Origin of the sequence: Nesterenkonia aerolata (assembly GCF_031470965.1) — a bacterium.
In the GTDB taxonomy this organism is placed as follows: domain Bacteria; phylum Actinomycetota; class Actinomycetes; order Actinomycetales; family Micrococcaceae; genus Nesterenkonia; species Nesterenkonia aerolata.
In genome coordinates this window covers 93,000-119,948 of record NZ_JAVKGR010000008.1, presented here as the reverse complement: position 1 = coordinate 119,948, position 26,949 = coordinate 93,000, and the positions used below count along the sequence as shown (strand labels likewise).

At 67.4% G+C, this 26,949-nt stretch carries 20 protein-coding genes; 7 read left to right on the top strand and 13 right to left on the bottom strand.

The window, feature by feature from the left end; all coding sequences use genetic code 11:
• Positions 1-3: 3 nt before the first annotated feature.
• Both smc and wecB read right to left on the bottom strand, forming a co-directional pair.
• Positions 4-3,780 (bottom strand): chromosome segregation protein SMC, encoded by a 3,777-nt coding sequence (smc, locus tag RIL96_RS08380; RefSeq protein WP_310548561.1) that lies wholly within the window; start codon positions 3,778-3,780, stop codon positions 4-6.
• 11 nt (positions 3,781-3,791) lie between these two features.
• On the bottom strand, positions 3,792-5,021 hold the full coding sequence (gene wecB, locus RIL96_RS08375) for a non-hydrolyzing UDP-N-acetylglucosamine 2-epimerase (RefSeq protein WP_310548560.1): 1,230 nt from the start codon (positions 5,019-5,021) through the stop codon (positions 3,792-3,794).
• Positions 5,022-5,340: 319 nt separating this feature from the next.
• On the opposite strand from wecB, the gene RIL96_RS08370 reads away from it, so the two are divergent.
• From RIL96_RS08370 to RIL96_RS08360, 3 genes are all read left to right on the top strand, one after another.
• Positions 5,341-6,471 carry a hypothetical protein gene (locus RIL96_RS08370; RefSeq protein WP_310548559.1) on the top strand — a complete coding sequence of 377 codons (1,131 nt, stop codon included), beginning with the start codon at positions 5,341-5,343 and terminating at the stop codon, positions 6,469-6,471.
• A gap of 323 nt (positions 6,472-6,794) precedes the next feature.
• A complete protein-coding gene (locus RIL96_RS08365) occupies positions 6,795-7,745 on the top strand; it encodes an ABC transporter permease (protein WP_310548558.1) in 951 nt (316 codons plus the stop codon).
• Positions 7,742-8,632, top strand: coding sequence for an ABC transporter ATP-binding protein (locus RIL96_RS08360; RefSeq protein WP_310548557.1), 891 nt, complete (start codon positions 7,742-7,744; stop codon positions 8,630-8,632). Before RIL96_RS08365 ends, RIL96_RS08360 begins: the two co-directional genes overlap by 4 nt.
• Before the next feature lie 78 nt (positions 8,633-8,710).
• Here RIL96_RS08360 and ndk read toward each other — a convergent pair whose 3' ends face one another.
• From ndk to valS, 5 genes are all read right to left on the bottom strand, one after another.
• The gene (gene ndk, locus RIL96_RS08355) at positions 8,711-9,124 is read right to left on the bottom strand and encodes a nucleoside-diphosphate kinase (RefSeq protein ID WP_310548555.1); all 414 of its coding nucleotides are present in this window, start codon (positions 9,122-9,124) and stop codon (positions 8,711-8,713) included.
• Entirely contained in the window at positions 9,121-9,657 is a 537-nt protein-coding gene (locus RIL96_RS08350) for a DUF4233 domain-containing protein (protein ID WP_310548554.1), read from the bottom strand. The genes ndk and RIL96_RS08350 overlap by 4 nt, the downstream gene beginning before the upstream one ends.
• A complete protein-coding gene (locus RIL96_RS08345; protein ID WP_310548553.1) occupies positions 9,657-11,123 on the bottom strand; it encodes a bifunctional folylpolyglutamate synthase/dihydrofolate synthase in 1,467 nt (488 codons plus the stop codon). The genes RIL96_RS08350 and RIL96_RS08345 overlap by 1 nt, the downstream gene beginning before the upstream one ends.
• Positions 11,120-14,494: an isoleucine--tRNA ligase gene (gene ileS, locus RIL96_RS08340; RefSeq protein WP_310548552.1), complete on the bottom strand. Its 3,375-nt coding sequence runs from the start codon at positions 14,492-14,494 to the stop codon at positions 11,120-11,122. The genes RIL96_RS08345 and ileS overlap by 4 nt, the downstream gene beginning before the upstream one ends.
• Positions 14,495-14,814: 320 nt before the next feature.
• The gene (gene valS, locus RIL96_RS08335) at positions 14,815-17,532 is read right to left on the bottom strand and encodes a valine--tRNA ligase (protein WP_310548551.1); all 2,718 of its coding nucleotides are present in this window, start codon (positions 17,530-17,532) and stop codon (positions 14,815-14,817) included.
• Between the two features lie 191 nt (positions 17,533-17,723).
• Here valS and RIL96_RS08330 point away from each other — a divergent pair, with 191 nt between their 5' ends.
• The gene (locus RIL96_RS08330) at positions 17,724-18,488 is read left to right on the top strand and encodes an SDR family oxidoreductase (RefSeq protein ID WP_310548550.1); all 765 of its coding nucleotides are present in this window, start codon (positions 17,724-17,726) and stop codon (positions 18,486-18,488) included.
• A 59-nt stretch (positions 18,489-18,547) separates the two neighbouring features.
• On the opposite strand, the gene RIL96_RS08325 is transcribed toward RIL96_RS08330, so the two are convergent.
• Positions 18,548-19,150: a mycothiol-dependent nitroreductase Rv2466c family protein gene (locus RIL96_RS08325; RefSeq protein ID WP_310548549.1), complete on the bottom strand. Its 603-nt coding sequence runs from the start codon at positions 19,148-19,150 to the stop codon at positions 18,548-18,550.
• An 87-nt stretch (positions 19,151-19,237) separates the two neighbouring features.
• On the bottom strand, positions 19,238-20,698 hold the full coding sequence (locus RIL96_RS08320) for a mycothione reductase (RefSeq protein ID WP_310548548.1): 1,461 nt from the start codon (positions 20,696-20,698) through the stop codon (positions 19,238-19,240).
• A 141-nt stretch (positions 20,699-20,839) separates the two neighbouring features.
• Here RIL96_RS08320 and RIL96_RS08315 point away from each other — a divergent pair, with 141 nt between their 5' ends.
• Together RIL96_RS08315 and RIL96_RS08310 are read left to right on the top strand one after the other, a co-directional pair.
• The gene (locus RIL96_RS08315; protein WP_310548547.1) at positions 20,840-21,163 is read left to right on the top strand and encodes a putative quinol monooxygenase; all 324 of its coding nucleotides are present in this window, start codon (positions 20,840-20,842) and stop codon (positions 21,161-21,163) included.
• 147 nt (positions 21,164-21,310) lie between these two features.
• Positions 21,311-22,111 carry a ParA family protein gene (locus tag RIL96_RS08310; protein WP_310548546.1) on the top strand — a complete coding sequence of 267 codons (801 nt, stop codon included), beginning with the start codon at positions 21,311-21,313 and terminating at the stop codon, positions 22,109-22,111.
• Positions 22,112-22,188: 77 nt separating this feature from the next.
• Here the strand turns inward: RIL96_RS08310 and RIL96_RS08305 are convergent, their stop codons facing one another.
• From RIL96_RS08305 to gcvH, 4 genes are all read right to left on the bottom strand, one after another.
• Positions 22,189-22,824: a MerR family transcriptional regulator gene (locus RIL96_RS08305; protein WP_374761867.1), complete on the bottom strand. Its 636-nt coding sequence runs from the start codon at positions 22,822-22,824 to the stop codon at positions 22,189-22,191.
• Positions 22,825-23,104: 280 nt separating this feature from the next.
• Entirely contained in the window at positions 23,105-23,848 is a 744-nt protein-coding gene (ftsR, locus tag RIL96_RS08300; protein WP_310548545.1) for a transcriptional regulator FtsR, read from the bottom strand.
• A 187-nt stretch (positions 23,849-24,035) separates the two neighbouring features.
• A complete protein-coding gene (locus RIL96_RS08295; RefSeq protein WP_310548544.1) occupies positions 24,036-24,473 on the bottom strand; it encodes an FHA domain-containing protein in 438 nt (145 codons plus the stop codon).
• Positions 24,474-24,521: 48 nt separating this feature from the next.
• Positions 24,522-24,908 carry a glycine cleavage system protein GcvH gene (gcvH, locus tag RIL96_RS08290; protein WP_310548543.1) on the bottom strand — a complete coding sequence of 129 codons (387 nt, stop codon included), beginning with the start codon at positions 24,906-24,908 and terminating at the stop codon, positions 24,522-24,524.
• A gap of 358 nt (positions 24,909-25,266) precedes the next feature.
• Here gcvH and RIL96_RS08285 point away from each other — a divergent pair, with 358 nt between their 5' ends.
• Positions 25,267-26,946, top strand: a complete 1,680-nt coding sequence (locus tag RIL96_RS08285; RefSeq protein WP_374761866.1) for a glycoside hydrolase family 13 protein — start codon at positions 25,267-25,269, stop codon at positions 26,944-26,946.
• Positions 26,947-26,949 lie beyond the last annotated feature (3 nt).

Genomic DNA, 26,949 nt, shown 5'->3' with positions numbered 1-26,949 from the left:
CAACTACTGCGCGTTTTGTTCCGCCGGGGCCTCCTCCGCGGAGGCCTCATCCTCCACGCTGCCGTCACGGCGCAGCCGCTGCGAGACCACCCGGGTGGAGCCGTCCTGACGCATGGAGACCCCGTAGAGGGCATCAGCGATCTCCATCGTGCGCTTCTGGTGGGTGATGACGATCAGCTGGGAGGACTCCCGCAGCTCCTCGAAGATCACCAGCAGCCGGGAGAGGTTGGTGTCATCGAGGGCGGCTTCCACCTCGTCCATGACGTAGAACGGGCTGGGCCGGGCCTTGAAGATCGCCACCAGCAGGGCGACGGCGGTCAGCGAGCGCTCTCCGCCGGAGAGCAGGGAGAGCCGTCGGATCCGCTTGCCGGGCGGCCGGGCGTGGACTTCGATTCCGGTGTGGAGCATGTCCTCGGGGTCGGTCAGCTCAAGCCGGCCCTCCCCGCCGGGGAAGAGCCGGGAGAACACATGCTCGAACTGACGGCGGGTGTCCTCCCAGGCTTCGGTGAACACGGTCTGCACGGTGGCGTCGACGTCGGCGATGAGATCGAGCAGGTCCTGCCGGGAGGCCTGCACATCGGCCAGCTGCTCCTGGAGGTAGGTGTGCCGTTCTTCCAGTGCGGCGTGTTCCTCCAGGGCCAGGGGGTTGACCTTGCCGAGGGCTTTGAGGTCTCTGCGTGCCGCGACGAGCCGGGCCTCCTGTTCGGCCCGGTCGTAGGGGTAGCCAGCCGGGGCTGGCCCTGCTGTGTCGGTGTCCTCCGCCGGGTTCTCCGCCGGGTCCTCCACCGGGTTCTGGGCTGCACCAGGGTCGGCGGAACCCTGCACGGTCTGAGCCGGCTCGCTCCGCGTACTGTCCGGATCCGGGATCAGCTGATCGGGGCCGTAGTGCTCGATCAGATATTCCGGGCTCAGGCTGAGCTCATCTCGGCCCCGCTGCTCGGCGGATTCCAGGGCCAGACGCAACTCGGTGCGCCGGACTTCGGCTCGGTGCAGACGGTCGGTGATCTCTTCCAGAGCGGCGGCGTCGGTGCTGCGGGCCTGCTGGGCGGCGGCGATCTCCTCGGTCAGCGCACGGTGTTCGGCCTGCCCTTCCTGCTGAGCCTGTTCGGCGCGGCTGAGCACCGCGTGCAGCTCCTCGACGGCGGCTTCGGCACGTGTCTGGATGCCCTCGGCGCGCCGGGCTCCGGCGGTGCGTTGCTCCGCCGCTCGGCGGGCCTGTTCCCGGCGGTTCTCTTCGGCGGCGGCACTGCGGCGCAGACCGGCGGCACGGTCCAGGAGCTGAGCGTGGGTCTCCTCAGCGGCACGCAGGCTCAGCCGTGCGTCGACCTCCTCGCCGCGCCGCGCGGAGGCCTGCTCGGCGAGACGGTCACGCTCATCGGTGGAGGGGTCCTCGTCGACATCCTGTGACTCTGCGGCCTGCAGTCTGCTCTGTGCCTCGTGGCGCTCCCCGGTGGCCTCTTCGGCGATGCGCTCGGCCTCGGCGATCTCCGCCTCCGCGCTGCGGGTCCGCTCGGCTGCGCGCTCGGACTCCGCGCTGAGCCGGGCCAGCTGGTCGGTGACAGCGGTGAGCTCCGCGTCATTGGCGTGCAGAGCCTCCAGCGCACGGTCTGCTTCGGCCTCGGCGTGCTGGAGCTGATCAGCGTGGGCCTCGATGGCGGCGCTGATCTCGCGCAGCTGCTGCTCATCTGCCTCGCAGGCGGCGGTCGCTTCCTGGATACGGGCATTCAGGGCCAGATCCGAACCGGCCAGTGCGGTGCCGCCGATACGTTCTGCCGCGCGGATCAGCTCTCCGCTGGCCGTGGCCACCGTGTCGACATCCTCACGGCTGAGCAACGCCTCGAGGTCCGGGGCCTCATCGGAGTTCTCCTCTGAGTACTTCTCCAGCTGCCCGTCCTGGTGCGCCGCACTGCCCTCGGCCTCGCCGAGGACCAGCACGGTACCGGTGAGCCGCCGGATCAGCGCCGTCGCGAGTGTCTGCGGCACACTGACCACCCCTAAGGCCCAGCACGCACCCTCGGGCAGCGGCAACAGCTCCGGGGTGGTTGAGGAACCCTCGGGCTCGGGGTGGACCAGATGGGCGCGCCCGCCCTGCTCTGCGCCCAACCAACGCACGGCGGCAGCCGCTGCCTCCGGCCCGTCAGCCACCAGGGCCGTCTCCAGGCTGCCCAGGCAGGCAGCGATGGCCGTCTCCCATCCGGCGGTGATCTGCAGCTGGTCAGCCAAGGGGCCGCCCAGCACGGCGGCGATCTCCTCAGGTGCCCGCTCACGGAGCGCGGCCGCACCGTCCTTAGGGGTCCGTGCCGCGGTGAGCCCGTTCAATGTCGCACGGTGCTCACCCACGGCGGCGTCGAGCCGACGGCGAGTGGCCTCGCGCTGCTGCTGGGCCGCTGTGAGCTCCTCGTGACGGCGCCGCGCCGTCTCATAGACGGTGTCGAGGTCAGCCTCCCCGGTCTCGATACCGGCGACGGCCTGTTCCAGCTCGGCGAACTGCCCCGCAGCCTCCTGCCGGGTCCGCTCAGCCTCCTCACGCTGGGACTCTGCCTTCTGGCGGCGCACTGCCGCGGCATCGATGCGACCCTGGGCCGCCTCGACCCGGCCGCGCAGAGTCGCCAGACCGGCTCGCCGATCGGCTGCCGCGCGCAGCAGCTCGGTCACCCGGGTCTCCTCAGCACGCAGCTGCTCCTCCGCTGCAGCGCGGACCTCGGAGGCGGCGGTGAGTGCGGCGGCGGCATCGTCGGTCTCCGTCTTCTGCGCCGCCGCGTCCTGCTCGACCTGTGCAGCCTGGCGGCGCAGGTCCTCGGGATCGCGCCCGCTGTCCTCGATCACCGCGGAGGCAAAGAGGCTGCGCGCCCGTTCGGCCGCCACAGAGGCGGTGGAGCGCAGCCGTTCCTGGGCCTGGGCCAGGCGGTGATGACCGGAGACCAGCTGTCGCACGGTCTGTTGAGCCGTGTCCGCACGGGCCTGCAGCGCGGCGATCTCGGTGTCCTGGGCCTCGATATTCTCTCGCAGTTGGGCTGCACGGGCCCGGTCGCTCTCCTCACCGCGGCTGGATTCGTCCAGTGCTGTGGCCGCTGCGATGAGGTCATCGGCGATGAGCCGGGAGAGCGCGTCGCGGACGTCGTATTGGATGCGCTGGGCGCGCCGGGCGACTTTGGCCTGGCGGCCCAGCGGAGCCAGCTGACGTGAGATCTCCGAGATCAGGTCCTCGAGACGATCGAGGTTGCCCTGCATGGACTCGAGTTTGCGGACTGAGCGTTCGCGCCGACGGCGGTGTTTGAGCACTCCGGCGGCCTCTTCGATGAAGCCGCGGCGCTGCTCGGGTGTGGCCTGGAGGATCTGGTCCAGCTGACCCTGACCGACGATGACGTGCATCTCCCGGCCGAGTCCGGAATCGGAGAGCAGCTCCTGGATGTCGAGCAGGCGGCATTTGCGGCCGTTGATCGTGTATTCCGACCCTCCGGTGCGGAACATCGTCCGGGAGATCGTCACTTCGGAGTATTCGATGGGCAGCGCGCCGTCGGCGTTGTCGATGGTCAGCGCCACCTGGGCGCGCCCCAACGGCTGGCGTTCGGCGGTGCCGGCGAAGATCACGTCCTCCATCGAACCGCCGCGTAGGGATTTCGCGCCCTGCTCCCCCATGACCCAGGCCAGCGCATCGACGACGTTGGACTTCCCGGAGCCGTTGGGACCGACCACTGCGGTGACACCGGGTTCGAAGGCGAAGGTCGTCGCCGAGGCGAACGACTTGAATCCGCGGACGGTGAGGGTCTTCAGATGCACAGGCGCCGACCTCAGCTCGTCGGAGCCGCGGAGGGGCTGCCCACTGCTCCGGTGTGATGTGCTCCGGTGTGGTGCTGGGATCCGGCCTCCGGCTCCGCCGTGAAATCAGGTTCCCGCTCCCCCAGGCCGAACAGTGCACGCACCGCGGCGAGAGTCCGCTGTGCGGCACGGCCGTCACCGTAGGGATTCACCGCCTGGGCCATGGCACGGTAGGCCTCGGCGTCATCGAAGAGCCGGGAGACTTCGAGGACGACACGCTCCTGTGCTGTGCCGATCAGCCGGACCGTACCGGCCTGCACCGCTTCGGGGCGCTCAGTGTTGTCCCGCATGACCAGCACCGGTTTGCCGAGGCTGGGCGCCTCTTCCTGCACGCCGCCGGAATCGGTGAGCACCACAGTGGCCAAGTCCATCAGACGGGTGAACTCCCCGTAGGGCAGCGGTTCGGTGACCAGCACGTTCTCCAGACCCTGCAGTGCCGGCAGGATCGCTTCACGGACCACCGGGTTGCGGTGGGCCGGCAGGACGATGAGCTTGTTCGGGTAGGCCGCGGCCAGCTGCGCCAGAGCACGCCCGACGCCCTGCATCGCCCGCCCCTGGTTCTCCCGGCGATGTGTGGTCACCAGCAGCACGTCCCGGCCGGATGAGGCGGCCGCCTCGAGCCGAGGGTCGGAGAACGGGACCTGCTGCTGAGCCACGGTCAGCAGCGCGTCGATGACGGTGTTGCCGGTGACGGCGATATCGGCCTCGGCCACCGCCTCACGAAGCAGGTTGCGCTTGGACTGCGCCGTCGGGGCCAGATGCAGCGAGGTGATCTGCGTGGTCATCCGTCGGTTGGCCTCCTCCGGGAAGGGGGAGAACAGATCGAAGGAGCGCAGCCCAGCCTCGGCGTGGATGACCGGCACACCGGTGTAGAAGGCCGCCATGGCCGCTGCCGTCGTGGTGGTGGTGTCACCCTGGACGATGACCGCATCGGGGCGGACCTCGCGGAGCAGGCCATCGAGACCCTCCACCGTGCGGGTGAGCACTCCGTTGAGCGTCTGCCGGGGACGGAAGATGTCGAGGTCATGGTCCGGGACGATGCCGAAGAGTTCGTTGACCTGATCCAACATCTCGCGGTGCTGACCGGTGACGGTGATATCGCAGGCGAACTCCGGCGCCGCGTGCAGGGCGCGGATGATCGGCGCCATCTTGATCGCTTCGGGGCGAGTCCCGTAGATCGGCATGATGCGCGTGGCTGTCATGACTCGCTCACCCCTCCCTGATCTCTGCACGTGGATCTCTGCCCGTGCCTGCTGGCCAGTCCAGTTCCTCAGCCTATCCCCTGCCCCGGCTGCGGCGAAGGGTGCGACGCGGTGATCCGGCGGCGAAGACAGCAAGAGATGCAGCAAGAGATCAGGCCATCGGTCAGGTGCCCGAACACCTGACCGAACACATGACCGGGCAGATGACCGATTCAGATGAACGGGCAGGCGACCGGGCAGGCGACGGATAGGATGGGCCGCGACCGCGAGAGATCAGCCTCCGTGCCCGCAGGGCCGGGATATGAGGGACGGGTATGACATGAGCATCGACGCCGAGGCCGCTGAGCGCGGCGCAGAGCTTCAGGCACAGCGCCAGTCCCGCGCCCTGGACGAGCCGGATTCTCCGGTGGCGCGCTTCATCGATCAGGCCCCTGATCTGCTGGGCATCGACTGGGATGCGCCGAATGAGTTTCCCCGGGCTCAGCGACAGGTCCCGATGCTGATCACCGGGGCCCAACGCAACCGGGCACGTGCGCCCCGGCTGGCCCCCGGGCACTGGGCCGTGCTCAGCGGCGGTGAGGTCGTCGGCGGCTTCGATGCGCTGATGACCTCGCTGCCCAGCGCCATCGGGCTGCGCGTGACCCGATCCCGGGCTCTCACCCACGCCTACCTCACCCACGCCGGGCTGCCGACGCCGCGAACCCATAGTCTCGGGCTCGGGGACGCCGATGCCGCCCGCACCGTCGCCGCCAAGTTCTCCCGGGCGGTCGTGAAGCCGGCCACCGGGCGGCGTGGACGCGGCGTCTCCACCGGGGTGCGCGCCGACTCATCCTCACAGGTGGACGCGGCCTTCGCCTTCGCCGCCGCGCACCTGTGGACACGGCCGGAGCATGATCCCCGCGTCCTCGTCCAGGAACACCACGAGGGTCTCTCGATCCGCGTGCTGGTGGTCGCCGAGCAGGTGGTCAGCGCGGTGGCCCGCCTGCCGCTGCACGTCCTCGGCGATGGCGAATCCACGCTGAGTCAGCTCACCGGCCGGGCCGCTCAGCGCCGCTCCGCCCATGCCTTCCTTTCGCGGTTCCCGGTCACGCTCGATGACGACACCCTGGCCCTGATGGGCCAGGACGCTGATGAGGTGCCGCCGTCGGGAGCCTCCCGCGTGGTGTCTGCTTCCGATAATCCCCTCTCCGGCGGGGTCACCGTTGATGTGACCGAAGCGATGTGCCAAGATCTGCACACTCTGGCCGTGGAGGCCGTGTGGTCACTTCCCGATGTCAAAGTCGCCGGAGTGGACCTGATCGTCCCGGACCTCGACACGGCTGCCGGTGCGGTAGTGACCGAGTTCCGCGAGGACCCCGTCCTCGGGCTGCACGGATTCCCGCTCTACGGGCGCTCCCGGCCCACAGCCACCCCGGTGATGGAAACCCTCATCGCTCGCGCCGCAGGGTGATCAGCGGCAGGTGATCAGTGACAGGCGATCAACGGCAGACGATCAGTGACAGGTGAGGGCGACAGGCGGGGGCAGCAGGCAAGCGGCGAAGAACGAGCGGAACAGGCTGCGCGGCAGCACAGTTCGTCCGAGTTTACCCGAGCTCACCCGAGCTCACCCAGGGCCGCCAAGGCCGCTGATAAACTGAGCGACGCATTGCGCCGCATCTCAGAGGCCGTCCCTCAGAGAGTCCGACAGAGGCGGCCTATGCGGGACAGCATCTGTGCTGCCCACCCTGGCTGCCACACCGGCGGCGGGAGAACCTGGGGAAGGACCATGCACTGATGGCAGGACCGCAGCGCAGCCGGAGTCGGCAGCAGACCGCCTCCTCACTTGCCCCGGACCTGCGGCCCGCCCCCCGCTCTCTGACCCTCGACGGCGAGGCGCTCATCCGCGTCGGCGCACGGCCGAACCTGTGGCACTATCTGAAGCAGGTCTGGGCATTCCGGCACTTCATCTTCTATGACTCCCACACCCGCGTGGCCACGTCGAACAGCTCCGATGCGCTGGGCCGGGTCTGGATGATCATGAATCCGCTGCTGCTGGGGTTCGCGTTCTTCATGGTCTTCGGGATCATCCTGCAGACCTCCCGCGGGATCGACCACTTCATCGGGTACCTCATCATCGGGGTCTTCATGTTCCGGTATGCGACCTCGGCGATCACCTCCGGGGCGACGTCGATCGTGAACAACCAGAACGTGGTCCATGCGTTCAACTTTCCTCGTGCCTGTCTGCCCCTGGCCACCAATTTCCGTGAGCTCTACGCCAACATCATCACCTTCGTCGTGATGTTCGTGTTGGTGCTCGCCCTCGGTGACCTGCCGATCGGCGGGGCCGCCTCCTCACCGATGGTGCTGAACTGGAAATGGCTGTTCTTCTTCCCCGTGGTGGGGCTGCTGATCCTGATGAATGTGGGGCTGAGCCTGCTCCTGGCCCGCGCAGTCAATGCCTATACCGATGTCAAGCATCTGGTCAGCTTCGGCACCCGGATCTGGTTCTATGCCTCCTGCGTGTTCTTCGCGCCCTCCCGCTGGGAGGAGGTCCCCTACGCCCAGCCGTTCCTCGATTTCAACCCGATGTTCTGTGCCCTCGACATCGTGCGTCAGTCCTGGCTCTATGACTCCTTCGCCGACCCGATGCGGTGGTATGTGCTCGCCGGCTGGGCTGTGGGTGCGCTGCTGGTGGGCATCGTGGTCTTCTGGCAGGCCGAGGAGAGCTACGGGAGGGAACGATGACATCGACTGCCGTGGCCTCTGACAGCGGGGAGGACCTCGCCGTCGTCGTCGATCAAGCCTCGATGACCTACCGGATCCGGTCCTCCAGCGAGCATCTGCGTGAGGATTCCGGGCGGTGGTCGCGTCGCTTCAAACGAGTGACCGGCTCGGGCTGGGCCACCGTCCACGCCTTGGACAGTCTGAGCTTCGTCGTCACCCGGGGCGAGTCGGTGGGGGTGATCGGCACCAACGGCTCCGGAAAATCCACGCTGATGAAGCTGCTCACCGGCAAGATCCGCCCCACCACCGGGGAGGTGTACGCCACCTCCACTCCGGTGATGCTCGGGGTCAACGCCGCCCTGGTCAAGGACCTCTCCGGACGGGAGAACATCCGGCTGGGCTGCCTGGCGATGGGGCTGAGCCCGCAGCAGACCACTGAGAAGTTCGAGATGATCGTGGAGCTCTCCGGGCTGCGGGAGTCCCTGCATCTGCCGCTGAAGTCCTATTCCTCAGGCATGGCCTCACGCCTGCAGTTCGCCATCGCCACCGCAGTGGACCCGGACATCCTGATCATCGATGAGGCGCTGAACACCGGAGACGCACAGTTCCGCTCGCGCACGAAGAAGCGCCTCGATGAGGTGCGTGAACAGGCCGGCTGCGTGTTCCTCGTCTCGCATTCGCTGGGCACGATCCGTCAGATGTGCACGCGGGTGCTGTGGATCGAACAGGGACAGCTCCTCGCCGACGGCGACCCCGACTGGGTGACCGATCAGTACCGCGAATACACCGAGCATCAGGCCACCGGACGGCGGCGCAGCGCCGAGATCGCCTATCAGCGCACCCGGATGCACCTGGACTCCGTGCAGGTGGACTGGGTGCCCGGCACACGTCCGACCCGCGCGGGGTGACACGCGGTGAGTGGTTGCTGCGACTCCTGCCGCAGCAACCACCGCGTCCCTGGAGCTAGGGCTGACAGGCCTTGCTGATCAGTCGAACCAGATGGAGATCTCCCGTGCGGCGGATTCCGGGGAGTCGGAGCCGTGGACGAGGTTCTTCTGCACCTTCTCCCCCCAGTCACGCCCCAAGTCTCCGCGGATGGTGCCCGGTGCAGCGGTGGTGGGCTCGGTGGCACCGGCCAGAGAGCGGAAACCTTCGATGACGCGGTCGCCCTCAAGGACGGCGGCCACCAGCGGACCGGAGCTCATGAAGTCCACCAGCGGCTGGTAGAACGGCTTGCCCTCGTGCTCGGCGTAATGCGCGGCGAGCTGCTCGGCCCTCGCCTCCACCTGGGTGAGCCGGGTGATGCGGTAGCCCTTGGCCTCGGCGCGGCGCAGGATCTCGCCGGTCAGGCCCCGCGCCACACCGTCAGGTTTGATCAGGATCAGCGTGCGTTCGGTCATGATGTCCTCTCCTCAGGATCGACAGAGTCAGTGCCATTCTCAGCAGTCTCATCAGCGGTTTCGTCAGCGGTGTCATCAGTGGTGTCAGAGCCGGCCGCAGGCCTCTCAGCCTGCTCAGCGGCCAACCGCTGTTCTTCCACGTACCGTGCGTGCTTCTCCACGTCCAGCTGCCGGCCCTTCACCACGGCGAACCACCAGCAGCCCAGGAAAATCACTCCGATGCCGAACATCAACGGTTCGAAGAAACCACCAGCGATGATCACGAACTGCAGCACCCAGCCGAGGATCCACCCCCACTGCGCACGCAGCAGCGCACAGGTCACCACCAGCAGCGCAGAGACGACCAGGGAGCCACCGAACAGCCACCAGGCGAACCACTCATGCTGATGCAGCCCCCAGGCCATCAGACCGTAGAAGAACATCATCAGCGCTTCCAGGCTCAGCACTGTGGAAGCGAAGAGCACCTTCACCGAACGGGGCGGACGGGTCTGGCCGGGGCGCCACTGCTGCTGGGCACGGGTCTGACGCGCCATCAGTAGTCCCCCTCCGTCGGCGTCACCACAGTCGGCCCGCCGGTGCCGTCGGCCTGCGGTCCGCCATCGGGGTCTGCTCCCAACAGCGTCCGAGCCTCCCCCACCAGAGTGATGGAGCCGGTGATCAGCACACCTCCGGCGAGCCCGACGTCGGCGTCGTCCGAACGGCCCACCGCCCAATCGATCGCATCGTCCAGGGCCTCGGTGATGTGCATGTCCTCTTCACGGAAGCCGACGTCGAGGGCCAGCTGAGCCAGTTCACCGGCCGGTATCGCCCGCGGCGAGGTCGACTGGGTGAAGCAGATGTCCTCGACCAAACCGTCATATTCCCGATAGAGAGTGGTGAGGATCTCACGGGCGTCCTTCTCCCGGAGCACACCGAGGACCAGCACCAACGAGGAGAGTCCGAAGGACTCCTTCAGCGCCTGCGCGCTGGCCTCGACGCCGGCCGGATTATGCGCGGCATCGACGATGATGCTCGGCGCGGTGCGCAGCACCTCCAACCGCCCGGGCGAGCTCATATGTTCGCAGGCCAGCTGCAGGTTCTCCAGGGTCAGCTCCTGCTCCCCACCACCGATGAACGCCTCCAGGGCGGCCACAGCCAACGCGAGGTTCTCCGCCTGATGCGCCCCATGCAGCGGCAGCAGCAGATCCGGGTACCGCCCGGCGATGCCCTGGACGGTGACCTGCTGACCCCCGACTCCCGGGAGACGGGACTCGACGCCGAACTCGACACCTTCGAACCGGTAGGGCACCTGGGCCTCACGTGCGGCGGAGAGCAGCACATCAGCGGCATCGGGCACCTGCGCCGCGGAGATCAGGAAACCCTCCGGTTTGATGATTCCGGCCTTCTCCAGGGCGATATCGCGCTCGTCATCGCCGAGCATCTCGGTGTGATCCAGGGAGATCGGTGTGACGACGGAGACCGTGCCGTCGGCGACGTTGGTCGCGTCCCAGACTCCGCCGAGGCCCACTTCAAGGACGATCACGTCCACGGGCTCATCGGCGAAGATCGCGAAGGCCAGCACCGTCAGCAGCTCGAAATAGGTCAGCGGGCGCTCCCCCTGCTCCTGAAGCCGCTGATCCACCAGCGCCAGATGCGGACGGATCTCGTCCCAGATCCGCACGAAGGTCTCATCGGCGACGGGACGCCCATCGATGCAGATCCGCTCGGTGACAGTCGCCAGATGCGGTGAGGTGTAGCGCCCTACGCGCAGATCGTGGGCCATCAGACCCGCCTCGATCATCCGGGCCACCGAGGTCTTGCCGTTGGTGCCGGTGAGGTGGATGACCGGCGCGGAACGCTGCGGCTCGCCGAGGATGTCCACGGCCATGCGCACCGGCTCCAACCGCGGACGCATGTCGTTCTCCGGGGTGCGAGAGAGCAGTTCGGCGTAGACGCTCTCCACGGAGAACCTGTCGAGGCCGCCCTCACCCCCGGAACCATGGGCCGTCTCCGGGCTCATCGTGCTCCCTCCCCCGCATCGTCCGAGGCCGGACGGACCACTGCCACATCGATCTGCGGCGAGGCGGCCTCACCTGTGGTCAGCTGCAGCTCCACGGTCAGTGTCTCAGCACAGACCAAGTCCCGGTGCTCCTGCAGAGCCGCCACAGTCTGTCCATCGGCGGTGATCGCGGTGGTGATCCGGTCCGAGACCTCCAGGTCCGCATCCTTACGGGCCTGCTGGACCGCGCGGATCATGTCACGGGCGGTGCCCTCGGCGATCAGCTCCTGGGTCAGCGCCGTGTCCAGCACCAGGAAGCCGCCGTCGTCGAGGACCGTCACGGCCTGATCACCGAGTTCCTCGGAGACCGTGGTGGCCAGAGTGAACTCCCCCTCCTGCAGCGGCAGCCCGCCGGCGACGACGACGCCGTCGGTGACCGACCAGTCTCCGGACTTCGCCGCACGGATCGCGGTCTGGACCTCGCGGCCCAGGCGAGGCCCGGCGGCGCGGGCGTTGACCACCAGCTGACGGCCGATGCCCCACTGCTCGGCGGAGACCTCTGCCGCGTCGAGCAGCTCGACCTCCTTGATGTTGAGCTCATCGGCGATGATCTGCTGATAGGTGCCCCGCAGGGCGGCGGCGTCCTCGACAACCACCGTCAGCTGCGCCAACGGCTGACGCACCCGCAGCTTCGCGGACTTCCGCAGCGAGGAGCCGGCCGAACAGACCGCCCGGGTGGTCTCCATCAGCTCGACGCCGCGCTGATCAGCCAGGTAGTCCTGCTCATCGGGCCAATCGGCCAGGTGCACCGAACGCTCACCGGTGAGCCCACGCCAGATCTCCTCGCTCATCAGCGGCAGCAGCGGAGCCGCCACCCGGGCGAAGGTCTCCAGCGCGGTGTAGAGCACGTCGTAGGCGGCGAAGTCCTCGTCGAAGAACCGCTGGCGGGACCGGCGGATGTACCAGTTCGTCAGCGTCTCCGAGTACCGGCGCAGCGCCTCACAGGCCCCGGAGACGTCATAGCTGTCCAGCGCAGCGGTGGCCTCACGCACCAGGTCCCCGGTGGCGGCGAGGATATATCCGTCCAGCGGGGAGAACTCCTCCCGCCGGGCGGCGAAGTCCTCGGCGGTGACCCGCCGTGCCTCGTAGCCGGTGCCGCTATTAGCGGTGTTGGCGTAGAGGGCGAAGAAGTGCCAGGCGTTCCACATCGGCAGCAGCACCTGGCGCACGCCCTCACGGATCCCCTCCTCGGTGACGATGAGGTTGCCCCCGCGCAGGATCGGGCTGGCCATGAGGAACCAGCGCATCGCATCGGAGCCGTCACGGTCGAAAACCTCGGAGACGTCCGGGTAGTTCTGCAGCGACTTCGACATCTTCTGTCCGTCGGAGCCCAGCACGATGCCGTGGCTGATCACGTTGGTGAAGGCCGGGCGGTCGAACAGGGCGGTGGCCAGGATGTGCATCGTGTAGAACCAGCCGCGAGTCTGCCCGATGTACTCGACGATGAAGTCCGCCGGGTGGTGACCCTCGAACCAGTCGGCGTTCTCGAAGGGGTAGTGCACCTGGGCGAATTGCATCGAGCCGGAGTCGAACCAGACGTCGAGCACGTCGCTGACCCGGACCATCTGCGAGTGCCCGGTGGGGTCGTCGGGGTTCGGCCGGGTGAGCTGGTCGATCCAGGGGCGGTGCAGATCGGGTTCGCCGTCGGCGTTGCGCGGCACATCGCCGAAGGCCTCCTGCAGCTCGGCCAGCGAACCGTAGACCTCGGTGCGCGGGTAGGCCGGATCGTCGGAGACCCACACGGGGATGGGGCTGCCCCAGTAGCGGTTGCGTGAGATCGACCAGTCGCGGGCGTTGGAGAGCCACTTGCCGAACTGACCGTGCTTGACGTGCTGCGGGATCCAGTTGATCTGCTCGTTGAGCTCGACCATCCGTTCCTTGAACTGGGTGACGGCGACGTACCAGGAGGTCACCGCCTTATAGATCAGCGGGGTGCGGCAGCGCCAGCAGTGCGGATAGGAGTGGACATAGGACTGTTCCCGGATCAGCCGCTGCTGGGCCTTCAGCGCGTTGATGATGCTGCGGTTGGCCTCGAAGACCTGGACCCCGGCGATCTCCGCGAGCGGGGTGCCACCGGTGGGCGTCGGCTCGGCGAACATCGGCAGGAACCGTGCGCCGGCGTCGACCGAGAGGATCACCGGGATCCCGTTGTCCTCGGAGGATCGCTGGTCCTCCTCACCGTAGGCGGAGGCCTGGTGGACCAGCCCGGTGCCGTCAGTGGTGGTCACGTAGTCCTCAACGAGCACCTGGAAGGCGTGCTCCGTGCCCCAGGTCTCGACGTCGGTGTAGTAGTCCCAGAGCGGGCGGTAGCGCACACCGGCCAGGTCCGTGCCCGGGACCCGGGCCAGGACGGCGGCTTCGGCATGCTGGGCGGCAGTGGTGTCCTCGCTGTCGGTGAAGCCCAGGTCCCCGGCATAGGCGCCCAGCAGGTCGGAGGCGATCACGTGGCGCCCCGGGACCGGGGCGGCCTCGGGGGCCTGGACGAGCACGTATTCGACCTCCGGGCCCACTGCGATGGAGAAGTTCGTCGGCAGGGTCCAGGGCGTGGTGGTCCAGGCCAGCAGACTCGCGCCGCGGAACGAGGCGGCGATGTCCTCGCCGAGGTGACCGGTCTCGGTGATCTCGAAGGCCACGGTGACCGAGGGGTCCTGGCGGTCCTTATAGACCTCGTCGTCCATGCGCAGCTCGTGGTTCGACAACGGTGTCTCATCACGCCAGCAGTACGGCAGCACACGGAAACCCTGGTAGGTCAGGCCCTTCTCGTGAAGCTGCTTGAACGCCCAGATCACCGATTCCATGTACTCGACGTTGAGCGTGCGATAGTCGTTGGCGAAGTCCACCCACCGGGCCTGACGGGTGACATAGTCCTCCCACTCGGCGGTGTACTTCAGCACGGAGGCGCGGCAGGCGTCGTTGAACCGGTCGATGCCCATGGCCTCGATCTCGGCCTTGTCCGTCATGCCCAGCTGTTTCATGGCCTCCAGCTCAGCGGGCAGCCCATGGGTGTCCCAGCCGAAACGCCGCTCCACCCGGTGCCCACGCTGGGTCTGGTACCGGGCGATGAGGTCCTTGACGTAACCGGTGAGCAGGTGCCCGTAGTGGGGCAGCCCGTTGGCGAAGGGCGGGCCGTCGTAGAAGACGAATTCGTTGGCGGTCCCGTCAGGGTTCTCCGCCGGGCGGCTCTCCACGGAGGCTTCGAAGGTCCGGTCCGCCGCCCAGGTGCGCAGCACCCGCTCCTCGATCTCCGGGAAGCGCGGCGCGGCGGGGATGCGGCCGGCGCCCTCACCGGAGGAGGCGCGCGGATAGACAGGCGGGGTGTTCTGCTCAGTCATGGGGTCCGTCCTGGGTGGTCACGAACTGGTGGGCCGGGGTGCACGTCGTCGTGCGCTGCAAGGACGCCCGCCCTCGGCTGGTGCCAGCAGGGCTGCGGCGCGGTACCACCTTGCTTGCCCGGGCATCCCCGGGCCGCTCCATGACTGCTGTGACGGGCTTACCCGTCCGGTTCTACTGGGAACCACGCCCCGGCGTCGGGTGCTGCGGTTCTGTTCTTCCGGAGGCTCACCGGTGATGGCCGGATCAACGCCGCTGGGCTCCAGTGTACGTCAGAGACGAAGGCCCAGCATTCCGCCCCGTCAGCCAGCAGCAGCAGCGGTCAGTCGGCGTCGGCGTCGCCCAGTTCCACATCGGCGACGACCACACCCTGGCCCGCTTCCCCCTCGGAGACCAGCTCCAGGGAGTGTGAACGGGTCGCTGCTGAGAGGTCACCCAGCGCAGCCTCGAGGTGCCCGGCCTTCGCAGCGGGGGCGATCAGCCGCGCAGAGCGCACCGGTGTGCGCTGCTTGACCTGGGCCTCAGACTTCGCCCGGCGGATCCCTGCCAGCGCCTCGGCCACAGTGGGCAGCATCTGCGCCGAACCGTCGACGGCGTCGAGGTCCGCGGCCTGCGGCCAGGCGGCCACATGGACGGATCCGGAGCGCCACCAGCGCCACACCTCATCGGTGGCGAAGGGCAGCACCGGGGCGAAGAGCCGCAGCACTGCGTCCAGAGTGGTGGCCAGGGCCGCACGGACCGAGGCCTGAGCCTGCTCCCCGCAGGAGCCGTAGGCGCGGTCCTTGACCAGTTCGACGTAGTCGTCGGTGAAGGACCAGAAGAAGGACTCCACCAGCTGCAGCGCCCGGGCGTAGTCATAGTCTTCGAAGCAGCTGGTCGCCCGTTCCACCACGGCACGCAGCTCCGCGATCAACGCCCGGTCCAACGGTTCGGTGAGGGCCTGTGCGGAGCTCGGGCCATCGACGATGTGCTCCTCGGTCACCCCGAGGTTCAGCGCGAACTTCGAGGCGTTGAGCAGTTTGATCGCCAGACGCCGGCCGATCTTCATCTGCGCGATCTCATAGGCGGTGTCTGCGCCGAGCTTCGCGCTGGCGGCCCAATAGCGGACCGCGTCCGAGCCGAACTGCTCCAGCGGTTCGGTCGGGACGATCACATTGCCCTTGGACTTCGACATCTTCTTCCGGTCCGGGTCCAGGATCCACCCGGACAGGGCGGTGTCGGTCCACGGCACGGAGTCGCTGAGCGCATGAGCCCGCACCACTGTGGAGAACAGCCAGGTGCGGATGATGTCATGGCCCTGCGGCCGCAGGTCATAGGGGAAGACCTGAGAGAAGAAGCGGTCATCGCGGCCCCAGCGGCCGGCGATCTGGGGGGTCAGCGAGGAGGTGGCCCAGGTGTCCAGGACATCGAGCTCCCCGACGAAGCCGCCGGCCTCACCACGCTGGGACTCCTCGAAGCCCGGGGCGGGCTGGGCGGCCGGGTCCACCGGCAGCTGGGACTCCTCCGGCAGGATCGGGTCCGCATAATCGGGCTCCCCCTGGGCATCGAGGCGGTACCAGACCGGGATGGGCACCCCGAAGAACCGCTGCCGGGAGATCAGCCAGTCCCCGTTGAGGCCTTCGACCCAGTTCTCATAGCGCGAGCGCATGAACGACGGATGCCACTGCAGTTCACGCCCGCGTGCCAGCAGCGCCTCACGGCGCTCGGCGTCCCGGCCGCCGTTGCGGATGTACCACTGCCGGGAGGTGACCACCTCCAGCGGCTTATCGCCCTTCTCGTAGAAGTGCACGGCGTGGGTGATGGGCTCGGGCTCGCCGTCGAGCAGGTCCTGCTCGCGCAGCATCTCGACGACCGCCTCCTTCGCCGAATGCACGGTCTTACCCGCCAACCGCCGGTAGTTCTCCTGGGCGCCCGGGGTGTTCAGCCAGTCGGGAGCCTCGACGGAGAACCGGCCGTCACGGCCGATGAGCGTGCGGGTGGGCAGATCGAGCTCACGCCACCAGGTGACATCGGTCATGTCACCGAAAGTGCAGATCATCGCGATCCCCGAGCCCTTCTCCGGGTCCGCCAGCCGGTGGGCCCGCACCTCAACCTCGACGTCGAAGAGCGGGGAGGTCACCGTGGTCCCGAACAGATGCTGGTATCGCTCATCATCGGGGTGGGCGACCAGCGCCACACAGGAGGGCAGCAGCTCCGGGCGGGTGGTCTCGATGAACACCTGCTCGCCGTCACCGGCGGTGAAGGCATAGCGGTGGTAGGCGCCGGGCCGATCTTTGGCCTCCAGCTCGGCCTGGGCCACGGCAGTGCGGAAGGAGACGTCCCACAGCGTCGGGGCGAGGGCCGTATAGGCGTCCCCGGAACGGACGTGGCGCAGGAAGGCCCGCTGGGAGACCGTTCGGGAATCGTCGTCGATGGTGCGGTAGGTCTGGGTCCAGTCCACGGAGAGGCCCAGCCGGGTGAAGAGGTCTTCGAAGACCTTCTCGTCCTCGACGGTGAGCGCCTCACACAGTTCGATGAAGTTCTGCCGGGAGATCACATCCCAGTCGCGCTGGTTCTTCGCCGGCTGCTGCGGGGGCGTGTAGTCGGGGTCATAGGGCTTCGAGGGGTCGCAGCGCACACCGTAGTAGTTCTGCACGCGGCGCTCAGTGGGCAGGCCGTTGTCATCCCAGCCCAGCGGGTAGAACACGTTCTTGCCCCGCATCCGGTGGAACCGGGCCAGCACATCGGTCTGGGTGTAGGAGAACACGTGGCCGACGTGCAGCGATCCTGAGGCCGTCGGCGGCGGGGTGTCGATGGAGTAGACGTCGCTGCGCTGCGTGTCCTCGGCGAAGCGGTAGATCTCCTCCTGCGCCCAGGCCTGGGCGAGCTTCTCCTCCAGGCCTTCGAGCGCCGGCTTCTCCGGGACGTCGGGGGTCCTCACCCGGGCTGCGGGGTCTGCAGGAGCCGCAGCGGCCGCTGTGCCGTCGGCTCGGGTACTGGTGTTCTCGAAGGCGTCGGGCGAGTCGGTGCCCGGGGTGTCAGCCGTGTGCAGATCAGACATGCCGCCATTGTGTCACGGTTCCATCACGGCTCCGGCACCGCCGAGACCGGGGTCGCAGCTGCCCTCAGCGACGCTGCGAACGGTGCTGCACCGCGGTGACCCCACGCCATCGGGCGGTGACCAGCGGGGAGAAGTCTCATCTGCTGGTCATCCAGTGGTGAGCATCACCATCGCCTCATTAGGCTGGGGCCATGATTCCAAGCCACACCCACACACGCAGTGTCCTGATCACCGGAGCGTCCTCCGGCATCGGTGCGGCCTCAGCCCACCGCCTCGCCGCCGAGGGCTGGCGGGTCTTCGCTCTGGCGCGCCGCGCCGAGAAGCTCGAACGCCTGGCCGAGCAGGAGGGCATCATCCCCGTGGTCTGCGACGTCACCGACGTCGACCAGGTGCGCGCTGCCCTTCAGGAGGTCAGCGACGCCGGGGGCATCGACACGCTGATCAACGTCGCCGGCGGGGCGTTGGGCACCGACACTGTCGGCGAGGCCGATCTCGAGGACTGGCGGTGGATGTTCGAGGTCAATGTCATGGGTACGCTGACCATGCTCCGGGCGTTTCTGCCCATGCTGCGCAGCCATGGCGAAGGCACGGTGCTGAACCTGACGTCCACCGCCGGAGTCGTCTCCTACGAAGGCGGCGGCGGGTACAACGCGGCGAAGTTCGGCCAGCACGGGCTGACCGGTGCGCTGCGCCTGGAAGAGGCCGAGCACAACGTGCGCGTCATCGAGGTGCTGCCCGGGATGGTCCACACCGAGGAGTTCTCGACGAAGCGGCTGCGTGGTGATGCTGCGGCGGCCGAAGCCGTCTATCGCGGTGTGGAGAAGCCGCTGACCGCCGACGACGTCGCCGAGGTCATCACTCACGCGGTGAGCCTGCCGCACCACATCAATCTCGATCAGATCGTCATGCGGCCGGTGGCTCAGGCGGCCCAGCACAAGGTGATCCGTACCGGCTGAGTGATCCGTGCCGGCTGAGCCGCCGGGTTCGGCGGCTCAGCCGGTGGTCACCCCGGCAATCAGTCGAACTGAGGCCGTTCGGTGCGGCTGCGCTTGAGCTCGAAGAAGTGCGGGAACTCGGCCAGCTGCACGGAGGCGTCGAAGAGCCGCCCGGCGTCCTCGCCCCTCGGGATCCGGGTGATGACCGGTCCGAAGAAGGCTGTGCCGCGGAAGGCCACCACCGGTGTGCCCACATCCTGGCCCACCTTTGAGATGCCCTGCTCATGGGAGGCCCGCATGGGCTCGTCATAGGCGTCAGTGGCCGCGGTCTCGGCGATCGAGGCGTCGAGGCCGAGGTCTGCCAGCGCTGTGGACACCGCATAGGCGAAGTCCTTGTTGTCGCGGTCGTGGATCTGGGTCCCCACCGCGGTGTAGAAGCGTCCCAGCGTCTGCTGGTCGTAGGTCTCAGCCACGGCGGTCGAGGCTCGCGAAGGCATCCAGCGGGCGCGCTGGTCGGCGTCCTCCGCCGGTGAGGGGTTCTTGTCCTCGTTGAGCACGCCCAGGCTCATCACGTGCCAGACCACTTCGAGGTCCCGGACGGCGGCGGCCTCCAGGATCCAGCGTGAGGTCACCCAGGCAAAGGGGCACAGCGGGTCGAACCAGAAGTCCACTCGTTCCGTCATCGGATCTCTCCTCACTCTCCGCCGGGTTCGGCGGTCATCTCTTGACTCTACTGACAGCTCTGCTCGCAGCTCTGATGACAGCTCCGCTCACAGCGGAGCGTCTTCCCCCACCGGTACCTCGAGTCCCAGCAGGGCGTTCTCCACCACTTCCATCAATGCCGGGTGGATCCAATACTGGCCGCGGGCGACCGTATAGGCGTCTTGTCCGAAGCTCATCGCCTGGACGATGGGCTGGATGAGGTTCGAGGCCTGGTAGCCCATGACGTGGGCGCCCAGGATCTGGCCGTCGCGGCGGTCGGCGATGACCTTCACGACGCCGGTCTCATCCTCCATCGCCCATCCGTAGGCGGTCGCGCCGTAGTCCTGGATGGCCGTCGTGACATGCTCAGCACCCCGGTCGGCGACGGCCTCGGCCTCGGTGAGGCCCACCTGCGCCAGTTCCGGGTGGGTGAACACTGCCGAGGGGATCGCCTCATGCCGGGCTGCGCGCAGCCGGTGGGGGTGCTCCAGGTTATGGGCGACCACCCGTGCCTCGTGGTTGGCCACATGCTTCAGCTGAGCCGCAGAGCTGATGTCACCGAGGGCATACAGTCCGGCCACCGGCTCCCCGCCGGAGAGCACACGCTGGTAGGCATCGACGACGAGCCGGCCATCGGGGTGCAGATCGAGGCCCGCCTCGGCGGCACCGATGAGATCGGTGTTGGGACGCCGGCCCATCGCGACGAGCACCGCGTCGACCTCCACCGTCTCCTCCCCTTCGGGACCCTGCAGCGTCACCGCGACCCGCGGGCTCTGCTGCGACACCTCCGCCGGGGAGGATTCCTGGATGCCGGTCAGAGTGCGCCCGAGACGGAGTTGCCAGCGCTGTGCCGCTAAGTGGGTGTACCGATCTGCGATATCGGCGTCGAGGGCCTTCATCAGCCCCTGGGATCGGTTGACCTGGATGACCTCGCTGCCCAGGCCGTCGAAGATTCCGGCGAACTCGCAGGCGACATAGCCCCCACCGACGATGAGGACACGTGCGGGGAGTCGGTCCAGCCGCATGATCGAATCTGAGGTGTGCACCTGGGGCAGGGTGATTCCCGGGACGTCGGGCAGCTCTGCACGGGAGCCGGCGGCCAGCACCAGCTGATCCGGGGCGACCACGGTGCCGTCCTCGGTGGCGAAACTCCGAGGGCCGGTGAGGCGGACCTGCGCGGTGAGCAGTTCGACGTTGTCCTGCTCGACATCGCGGTAGTGCTGTCCGGCTGCGGAGATCGCGTCGATGCGGGTGAAGACCCGGTCTCTGATCCCTGCCCAATCCGTGGCCTCAGTGCGTTGGCTGACGTTGAGCCGCGCGGCCTCCTCGGCCGAGCGGGCGAGCTCTGCCGGGCGGACGAACATCTTGGTCGGGATGCACCCGACGTTGAGGCATGTGCCGCCAAAAGCCTGGTGACTGCCCACACCCTTCTCCGCCATCACCACCTGTTTGTCATCCCAGAAGTCGGTGATGAGCGTGTTGCCGGAGCCGGAACCGATGATCCCTAGGTCGGGTCGCAATGTGGCCATGGCCCCCATCCTATGACTCGTTGCTCGTGGCATGTCAGGGCCGGGTCATAGAGTGGTCACCAGGGCCAGTGCCGGATGCGTCGCGTCGCGGCCCGGCCTCACCCGTCTGACCGGAAGTGAAAGAGGAGACAAGGAGAGATCATGATCTTCATCGTGGTGAAGTTCCCCGTCAAGCCCGAAGCCGCTGAGGAGTTCCCCGAGCACGTCGCCGAGTTCACCGCCGCCACTCGCGCCGAACCCGGCAATAAGTGGTTCGAGTGGTCGCGCAATATCGAGGATCCGCACGAATACGTCCTGGTCGAGGCCTTCGATGACGACGCCGCGGAAGCCCACGTGAACTCGGAGCACTTCCAGCGCTTCGTCAACGGACCGATCAGCGAAGTGCTCACCGCGACTCCCAAGATCATCTCGCGGCAGATCGACGGAGACGACTGGGACGAGATGGGTGAGATCAGCGTCTCCTGAGAGCGTCTCTTGACATCATCTCCTCATCCGATGCGCTGACTGTGCTGGCTGTGCTGGCTGTGCTGACAACGTTGCCCTCAGTGCTGTGCGCAGATCCGGCCCTCGGCTCTGCACATCTCGTCGGTATCGTTCCGTATGATGGGGCGCGTGCAGATAGTCAGCGTCTCCAGTTTGAAGGGCGGGGTCGGGAAGACCTCCGTCACCACCGGATTGGCCTCCGCGGCTCTGATGCGCGGGCTGCGCACGCTGGTGGTGGACCTCGACCCCCACGCCGATGCCACTACGAGCCTGGCCGTCGCCCGCGGTGACGGCACCGAGATCGCCCAGTTGCTGCGCAATGCGCGCCGCAGCCAGATCTCTGGGCATGTGGTGCGCTCCGGCTGGCTGGATCTGCTGCCCGAGGACCGCCGCAACGGTGCCGCTTTGGACGTGGTCGTCGGTTCGGCGATGTCCTCGACCTTCGACCGTCCGGACATCCGGCCCCGGGATCTGCGCAGGCTTCGTGCCCTGCTGACCGGGCTGAGCGGCTATGACCTGGTGCTCCTCGACTGCCCACCCTCGTTGTCGGGGATGACCCGTATGGCGTGGTCCGCGGCAGACCAGGTGGTGTTGGTGGCTGAGCCCAGCCTCTTCTCGGTGGCGGGCACTGAGCGGGCCATGCGTGCCATCTCGCTCTTCTCCCGGGAGTTCAATCCTCAGCTGGGTGCCACCCATGTGGTGGTCAACCGGGTGCGCACCGACTCCACCGAACATGAGTATCGGCTCTACGAGATGGAACGGCTCTATCACGACAATCTGCTCGTACCGGTGCTGGAGGAGAACCCGTACTGGCAGCAGATCCAGGGAGCAGCGTACCCGGTGCATCAGTGGCCCGGTGAGCAGGCACGGAACCTGGCGGAGGCGTTCAACCAGCTGCTCGAGCAGTTGGTCCCGACGCAGCAGAGCTGACGAGAACTGACGCAGGGCTGACCTAGAGCTGACTTTGGGTCCGGTCAGGATTGCTGGAGGGACAGAGCCTGAGCGACTCAGGAGGCTGAGCGACGGCGCTGGCGCATCTTGGCCAGTTCATCCTGCTGCGCGAAGGCTGCAAGTTCCGGCTGCACGGCGGCGTCCGAGCCGCCTTCCGATTCCGTGCGCTCACGGGGCAGCTCCGCGAGGCTGCCCTCGACTTCACGCCACACCCGTCCCACTGCAATGCCGAAGACTCCCTGACCACCCTGAACGAGGTCGATGACCTCGTCGGCAGAGGTGCACTCGTAGACCGAGGCACCGTCAGACATCAGTGTGATCTGGGCGAGGTCATCGACGCCGCGCTCACGCAGGTGCTCGATCGCACTGCGGATCTGCTGCAGCGAGACACCGGTGTCCAGAAGGCGCTTGACGACTTTGAGGACGAGGATGTCGCGGAAGGAATAGAGCCGGGCGGAGCCAGAACCGCTGGCGTTGCGGAGGGAGGGCTGCACGAGTTTGGTGCGTGCCCAGTAGTCGAGCTGACGGTAGGTGATGCCCGCGGCAGCACAGGCGATCGGCCCTCGGTACCCCATCTCCTCGTCGAGATCCGGCAGGCCGTCGTCGAACAGACGCTGCTGCGGCGCATAGTGCTGCACGGCGTCGACGTCGTGCTGCGCCTGCTCATCGCTGACGCGGGAATCGAGACTCACGTAGTACCCTCCTCGGTGCGGTCCCGCCGGGGGAAGTCTCGCCACCCCCATCATCAGATGTTCATCCGGTGATGCGAGAGTGCGGGCGGCGCATGCGGTGACCCTTATGCACCGACGGTAGAACGCCGCGATGCCCGGGTCAACGACATCCGCACGCACGGCGCGGTGTGTCGGAAAGAACGATCGGTGACCGCGCTCCGGCCGCGCCCCTGGCGATGCTGACCTGTCTGGTCACTGTACCCCGGCAACGCGCCGGATGCACCCTTTCGGCCCCCAGCCCTCAACTGCGATCCAGGGACTCCACGGCCGCGTCCATCATCGAGTCGCGCAGATCGCGCAGGTTCTCCAGCATCTCCTTGGAGGACTCGGCGACCCGGGCTCGTGCGGCAGCATCCTTGCGGGCCGCGTACGGTGCCATCGCTCGGCCGATGAGGTCGAGCTCGTTGTCAGCCGAGCGCCGGATGTTCACCAGGTGCTTCGGCTCGAGGCCGTAGCGTGCCAGCACGCGCACCGAGCGCACCGCCTTGAGGTCATGGTGACTGTAGTTGCCGTCCCGGTCTGCCTTGATGATGCGGAAGTTCTCCAGCGTGTCCAGCATGCCGCGGGTCGCACCTGACTGGGCGCGTAACTCCTTGCGGCTGAGCGGCCGGGACCGGCCCGAGAGATGTGCGGCCATCTCCGTGGTGACTTCACGCGGCCCCACCGGTGCGGCATCAGGCAGCTCCTCGGGCTGCTCACCGGCGTCCAGCGCGTCCATCGTCTTCTTGATGACGTCCAGGGGCATATAGCGATCACGCTGCAGCCCCAGCATGAAGCGCAGGCGCTCGACGTCGGCGGCGCAGTACTTGCGGTAGCCCGATGCTGTCCGGGCCGGAGTGATGAGGTCGCGCTCTTCCAGGAAACGCAGCTTCGAGGCGGTCAGATCAGGAAAGTCGCCGTGGAGCTCACGCAGCACCTCGGAGATCGTGAAGACATGCGAAGACGCCGGGTCCGGCGCAGCGGACCCGTTTCCCGGCTGTCTCATCGGTGCGGCACTCACAGCGCTGCGCCTCCCTGGGTTCCTGGGCATGGGTCAAAACGGCAGGGCCGTCTGCCGATAGGATACCCTGCTCGGCTCTGGGCGAACACCCCGCGTGCACTCAGCCGCTGTTCGGGCGTGTCGGTCGACACCGTGTTCTGGCCTGAGAACGCCGTGTTCTGGCCTGAGACGGTCACTTATGCCCGGCGTAGAAGGTCAGCCGGAACTTGCCGATCTGGACCTCGTCTCCGGCGCGAAGCACATAGCGGTCGACGCGATCGTGGTTGACGTAGGTGCCGTTGAGGCTGCCCAGATCCTCGATCTCGAAGCCTTCGGGCACGCGGTGGAACATCAGGTGACGGCGGGAGACGGTGACGTCATCGAGGAATATCTCTGCGTCCGGGTGACGGCCGGCAGTGGTGACATGACGGTCCAGCAGGAACCTGGCACCCTGATTCGCCCCGGTGTGAGCGATCAGCAGCCCCGAGCCCTGAGGCAGCGCCGAGATCGCCTCCTGATCCTGCTCGGTGAGATGCGGCGTCGCGCTGCGGGCATCGGCAGGAGGCAACGAGATGCTCGTCGTCTCCGCGATATGACGGCTCTCCTCCGGTGTGCCGGGTGACTGTGTCACAGCGAGCTCCTCTCCTGAAAAACGGGTGGGGCGGCGGGCCGGGAAGCCTCAGCCGACCTGGTTCCGGTAGTCCTCATCCGAGAGCAGCTGTTCCAGCTCCCCGGCATCGGAGAGACGGATCTCGAAGAGCCACCCCGCACCGTAGGAGTCAGAGTTCACCGCACCGGGATCGTCCTCGAGAGCCTCGTTGACGGCGACGACCTCACCGCTGACCGGCGCGTAGATGTCCGAGACGGATTTGGTGGACTCCACCTCGCCGACGACGTCACCGGCGGAGACGGTGCCCCCCACCTCCGGATGCTCGACGTAGACCACCTCACCCAACGCGTCCTGAGCAAAGTCGGTGATACCCACGCGCACCACACCCTCGGACTCGCCCTCAGCGATCCACTCGTGCTCAGCGCTGTACCGCAGACCTGCCGGAATGGTGCTCATGATCAGTGCTCCGCTCTTCGTCGTCGGACGGATTGGTCATCGGATGGGTGGAGGCATCTGCAGAGACGGGATCGAACGAGTGACACGTCACAGATGCTTCCAGAACAACTTAGCACCCATGCCAGGAAGTCGGCATAGCCGATCCCGGCTGGGAACCGGAGATGAAGGCCGCAGACGGGGCCGACCGGGGGCGTCGATGGAATCCCCGTCCCGATTCTGAAATAGTCGCACCGCAGGGTGTGGTGGGACTGGCCATCGCATCTGTGAGGTTCTCTCCTGACGTCTTGCCGTGACATCATCCGGTGACATCACCCCATGACATCTTCCCGTGGCGTCCTCCTGCACCGAAAGGATCTCCGTGACCGAGAACTCCCATCCCTCCCCCGAGTCCGCCGCTTCGACCGCCGGTGATGCCGAGCTCGATCCGTTGTGGTGGCGCCAGGCCGCGGTCTATCAGATCTACCCGCGCTCCTTCGCCGACTCTGACGGCAACACGATCGGTGATCTGCGCGGCATCACTGCCCGAGTGCCGTATCTGTCCGAGCTCGGCATCGACGCCGTGTGGCTGAGCCCCTTCTACCCCTCGGCCCTGGCCGACGGCGGCTACGACGTCGACGACTACCGCGACGTCGATCCCAAGATCGGCACCCTGGACGACTTCGATGAGATGATCGCCGCTCTGCACGGTGCGGGGATCCGGCTCATCGCCGATATCGTGCCGAACCACTCCTCGGACCGCCATGAGTGGTTCCGCGCCGCACTCGAGGCCGGCCCGGGTTCCGCCGAGCGCGAGCGGTTCATCTTCCGCGACGGCCGCGGAGAACATGGCGAGCTGCCCCCTGCAGATTGGACCTCCATCTTCGGCGGCCCCGCCTGGACCCAAGTGCCCGACGGACAGTGGTACCTGCACACCTTCGCGAAGGAACAGCCAGACCTGAACTGGAACAACTCTGAGGTCCACGAAGACTTCAAGCAGACCATCCGGTTCTGGTCCGACCGCGGTGTCGACGGTTTCCGCATCGACGTGGCCCACGGCTTGGCCAAGGAGCTGCCCGAGGTGCTGCCGAGTCAGGCGGAACTGGACGGCCTTCCTTGGGACGGCACCCACCCCACCTGGGACCGTGACGAGGTCCACGAGATCTATGCCGAATGGCGAGAGGTGTTCAACGAATATGATCCGCCGCGTTTCGCCGTGGCGGAAGCATGGGTGGGGGCAGACCGCCGTCCGCTCTACGCGAGCGAGAAAGGCCTGGGCCAGGCCTTCAACTTCGACCTCCTCGAAGCCCATTTCGATGCCGAGCAGTTCCGGGCGGTGGTCACCGACAATCTGGAACTTTCCGCGCGTGCCGGTTCCTCCTCCACCTGGGTGCTCTCCAACCACGACGTCGTCCGCCATGCCAGCCGTTACGGGCTGCCCCCGAAGGCCGACCACGAGGAGAAGGCCGGCGTGGACTGGCTTCTGGCCCGCGGGGCCGAGCCAACGCTCGATGCCCAGCGTGGGTTGCGTCGGGCCCGGGCGGCCAGCCTCTTCGAGCTGGCGCTGCCGGGCAGCGCCTATATCTACCAGGGCGAAGAGCTCGGGCTGCATGAAGTCGCCGACATCCCTGACGCCCACCGGCAGGACCCGACGTTCTTCCGCAATCAGGGCGTTGAAGTCGGCCGCGACGGGTGCCGGGTACCGCTGCCGTGGACCGCAGACGGTCCGTCCTTCGGCTTCGGCCCGGCCACCGCGCATCTTCCCCAGCCCCAGTGGTTCGCCGAGCATGCCGTCTCCCGCCAGGAGGAGGACCCGAACTCCACACTGGCGCTCTACCGGCGTGCACTGCGGCTGCGCCGTGAGTTGCAGACGGCTGAGGAGCTGGAGTGGCTGGACACTGGTCCCGACGTGCTCGGCCTGATCAGACCCAACGGGTGGATCTGCGTGACCAACTTCGGCACCGAGCCGGCTGACCTGCCCGACGGTGAGGTGTTGCTGAGCTCAGCACCGCTGGTCGACGGTCGCCTCGCCGGCGAGTCCACCGCGTGGCTTCAGGCCTGAACC

Bases quoted from the DNA above. Each gene is read 5' to 3' on its own strand.
- RIL96_RS08330 (WP_310548550.1), top strand. From the start codon at position 17,724: ATGATTCCAAGCCACACCCACACACGCAGTGTCCTGATCACCGGAGCG.
- RIL96_RS08345 (WP_310548553.1), bottom strand. From the start codon at position 11,123: ATGAGCCCGGAGACGGCCCATGGTTCCGGGGGTGAGGGCGGCCTCGAC.
- RIL96_RS08370 (WP_310548559.1), top strand. From the start codon at position 5,341: ATGAGCATCGACGCCGAGGCCGCTGAGCGCGGCGCAGAGCTTCAGGCA.
- valS (WP_310548551.1), bottom strand. From the start codon at position 17,532: ATGTCTGATCTGCACACGGCTGACACCCCGGGCACCGACTCGCCCGAC.
- wecB (WP_310548560.1), bottom strand. From the start codon at position 5,021: ATGACAGCCACGCGCATCATGCCGATCTACGGGACTCGCCCCGAAGCG.
- RIL96_RS08365 (WP_310548558.1), top strand. From the start codon at position 6,795: ATGGCAGGACCGCAGCGCAGCCGGAGTCGGCAGCAGACCGCCTCCTCA.
- ileS (WP_310548552.1), bottom strand. From the start codon at position 14,494: ATGACTGAGCAGAACACCCCGCCTGTCTATCCGCGCGCCTCCTCCGGT.
- ftsR (WP_310548545.1), bottom strand. From the start codon at position 23,848: ATGAGACAGCCGGGAAACGGGTCCGCTGCGCCGGACCCGGCGTCTTCG.
- gcvH (WP_310548543.1), bottom strand. From the start codon at position 24,908: ATGAGCACCATTCCGGCAGGTCTGCGGTACAGCGCTGAGCACGAGTGG.
- ndk (WP_310548555.1), bottom strand. From the start codon at position 9,124: ATGACCGAACGCACGCTGATCCTGATCAAACCTGACGGTGTGGCGCGG.
- RIL96_RS08360 (WP_310548557.1), top strand. From the start codon at position 7,742: ATGACATCGACTGCCGTGGCCTCTGACAGCGGGGAGGACCTCGCCGTC.
- RIL96_RS08325 (WP_310548549.1), bottom strand. From the start codon at position 19,150: ATGACGGAACGAGTGGACTTCTGGTTCGACCCGCTGTGCCCCTTTGCC.
- RIL96_RS08350 (WP_310548554.1), bottom strand. From the start codon at position 9,657: ATGGCGCGTCAGACCCGTGCCCAGCAGCAGTGGCGCCCCGGCCAGACC.
- RIL96_RS08315 (WP_310548547.1), top strand. From the start codon at position 20,840: ATGATCTTCATCGTGGTGAAGTTCCCCGTCAAGCCCGAAGCCGCTGAG.
- RIL96_RS08320 (WP_310548548.1), bottom strand. From the start codon at position 20,698: ATGGCCACATTGCGACCCGACCTAGGGATCATCGGTTCCGGCTCCGGC.